General features: G+C 73.5%; 3 protein-coding genes. All 3 read right to left on the bottom strand.

The genetic code is table 11. The features are described 5' to 3' along the window. Nucleotides 1-77: 77 nt before the first annotated feature. Nucleotides 78-812, bottom strand: coding sequence for an HAD family hydrolase (locus AB0C29_RS44690; protein WP_360833924.1), 735 nt, complete (start codon nt 810-812; stop codon nt 78-80). Nucleotides 813-835: 23 nt separating this feature from the next. Continuing rightward, a complete protein-coding gene (locus AB0C29_RS44685) occupies nt 836-1,597 on the bottom strand; it encodes an ROK family protein (RefSeq protein ID WP_360833922.1) in 762 nt (253 codons plus the stop codon). A gap of 35 nt (nt 1,598-1,632) precedes the next feature. Next, nucleotides 1,633-2,245 (bottom strand): DNA-3-methyladenine glycosylase 2 family protein (locus AB0C29_RS44680; RefSeq protein ID WP_360833920.1); only part of this gene is annotated, 613 nt, incomplete at its 5' end.

Here is a 2,245-nt window from a genome sequence, read left to right as displayed (position 1 = left end):
TCCGAACGCGTGGTCCTGGGCCACCTGCCCTGAGCCGGCCGGCTGCCCCAGCGCGCCCTGCCTCAGCGCGCCCTGTCTCAGCGGACCGGGAGCAGGTCACGCAGGCCGAAGCCGTCCTCGACCACGGCGTCCGGCTCCGGGAAGGCGGCCGGGTCCTCACGGTCGGTGCGTGACGACCGCATCAGGATGGCCGCCGCGGCGTCGGCCCGCCGGGCACACACGACGTCGCGCTGGCGGCTGTCCCCGACGAACCAGCACTTCTCCGCGCGTACCCCGAGGTCGCGGGCGGCGCGCCAGATCATCTCCGGGTTCGGCTTGCGGACGCCGGCCTCGTCGCTGTAGATCTGCACGCCGAAGAGACCGCCGATGCCGGCCTTGGCGAGGAAGTCACGGTGCGCAGCCCCGCACAGTGTGTTGCTGACGACGGCCATCGGCAGCTCCGCGGCGCGGGCCGCCCGCAACGCCTCCGGGATGCCCGGGCGCAGGGCCCACGTCGAACGCCAGGCCCAGTCGTAGCTGAGCTTCGTGGCGTGCAGGCGTACGGCGTCCTGAGCCCGCCGCGGCCAGTCCCCGGTGACGAAACGCTGCCAGACCTCGGCGTGCCCGAGCTCATCGGGATGGTCCTCGTCCCGCCACCGCGCGTACGCGTGATGCCCCGCGGTCAGCGACCGGTTGATCTCCCCGGGCGTCAGCACCCCGCCGGTCACGTTGTAGAGCCGCAGCACCAGCTCGGGTGGCGCCGGATCCTGTGGCGGGGCGTCGGCGAGCACACCACCGAAGTCGAGAAGCAGGGCGGCCGGGACGCTCAGCATGCTGCCAACCTATCGAGGCGAACCTATCGGCCGCCGTCCGCCCGCAGCGTCCAGGCGCGCACCCCGCCGACGATGCCCGCGGTGTTGGGCACCACCACGACGTCGTCGCCCATCCGGGCCAGCTGGGTCGGCGTGATCAGCCGCGAGTTGCCGCCGCCCAGGTAGATGCGGTCCCAGAGGAAGACCGGGCGCAGCCCTTCGACCACGTTGCGGACCCGGCGGGACCAGAGCGCGTCACCGAGCCGGCGCCGCTCGTGCTCGCCGATGTACGTGTCGTAACTCATCCCCCACCGCACCGGCGCCTGCGACATCTCCAGGTGCGGGGCGAGCTGGCCGCCGTCGAACAGCGCGCAGCCCAGCCCGGTGCCCAGCGTCAGGATCAGCTCGCAGCCGGTGCCCGCGACCACCCCGGCGCCGTGCACCTCGGCGTCGTTGAGCACCAGCGTGGGCAGCCCGAACGCCTCGGCCAGGGCGGTCCGCGCGTCGAAGCCGTGCCAGGCGTCGACCAGCTCCGGATCCACCTTCGTCCGGGGGCCGCTGCGGGTCACGTAGTGCGGCGTTGCGACCACCACCCCGTGGCGCAGCATGCCCGGCATCCCGACGGTCACCCGGTCCGCGGTCGGCAGCCGTTCACCGAGCTCGACCAGCGTCTTGACGAACAGGTCGGGGGGCAGCGGATACGGCGTCGGGACACGCAACGGCTGGGCGCGCATCGTGCCCGCCTCGTCGAGCACCGACCCCTTGATGCCACCGCCGCCGCAGTCGATCGTCAACGTGAAAGCCACGCCCCAGTGTGCAACGTGCGTCCGGCGGATGACAGTCAGAACCTCGCGAACGATCGGATGGGCATCCGCGGGCCGAACTTGGGGGCACTGATCCCGCCGGCCGCGAGGAGGTCGCACACCCGCCCGCGGTGCCCGGCGTACGGCTCCAGCAGCTCCAGCATCCGGGCGTCGGTGCCGCGGGCCTCGCCGGCCAGCGCCCAGGCCACCGTGTTGGGGATGTGGAAGTCGCCGACGCTCACCGCGTCCGCGTCGCCGTACGTGGTGCGGACCACCTCGGCCGCCGTCCACGGGCCGATGCCTGGGATCGCGGTCAGCCGGCGGGTGGCCTCGGCACTGTCGGCGCACTGCTCCAGCCGGGCGGCGACCACGGCCGCCCGCTGCAGAGCCTGGGTGCGGCGCTGCTCGACGCCGAAGGGATGGAAGACCCAGTACGGCGTCGTGGCGACGGCCTGCGGGTCGGGCGGCAGCAGCAGCCCGGCCGGGCCCGGCGCCGGCTCGCCGAAGTGCTTGACGATCGCCCGGTACGCCCGGTGCGCCTCGATGCCGGTCACCTTCTGCTCCAGGATCGCCCGGAGCAGCCGGTGGAAAACCTGGCCGGTGGCGGGGAAGCGTACCCCGGAAAAGGTCTTGGCCAGCCGCGCGACCACC

The organism is Actinoplanes sp. NPDC048791, assembly GCF_040650095.1.
GTDB lineage: Bacteria > Actinomycetota > Actinomycetes > Mycobacteriales > Micromonosporaceae > Actinoplanes.
This window is presented reverse-complemented; position numbering and strand designations above follow the sequence as displayed.

Coding starts and splice junctions, on each gene's coding strand:
- AB0C29_RS44690 (WP_360833924.1), bottom strand. CDS start 812: ATGCTGAGCGTCCCGGCCGCCCTGCTTCTCGACTTCGGTGGTGTGCTC.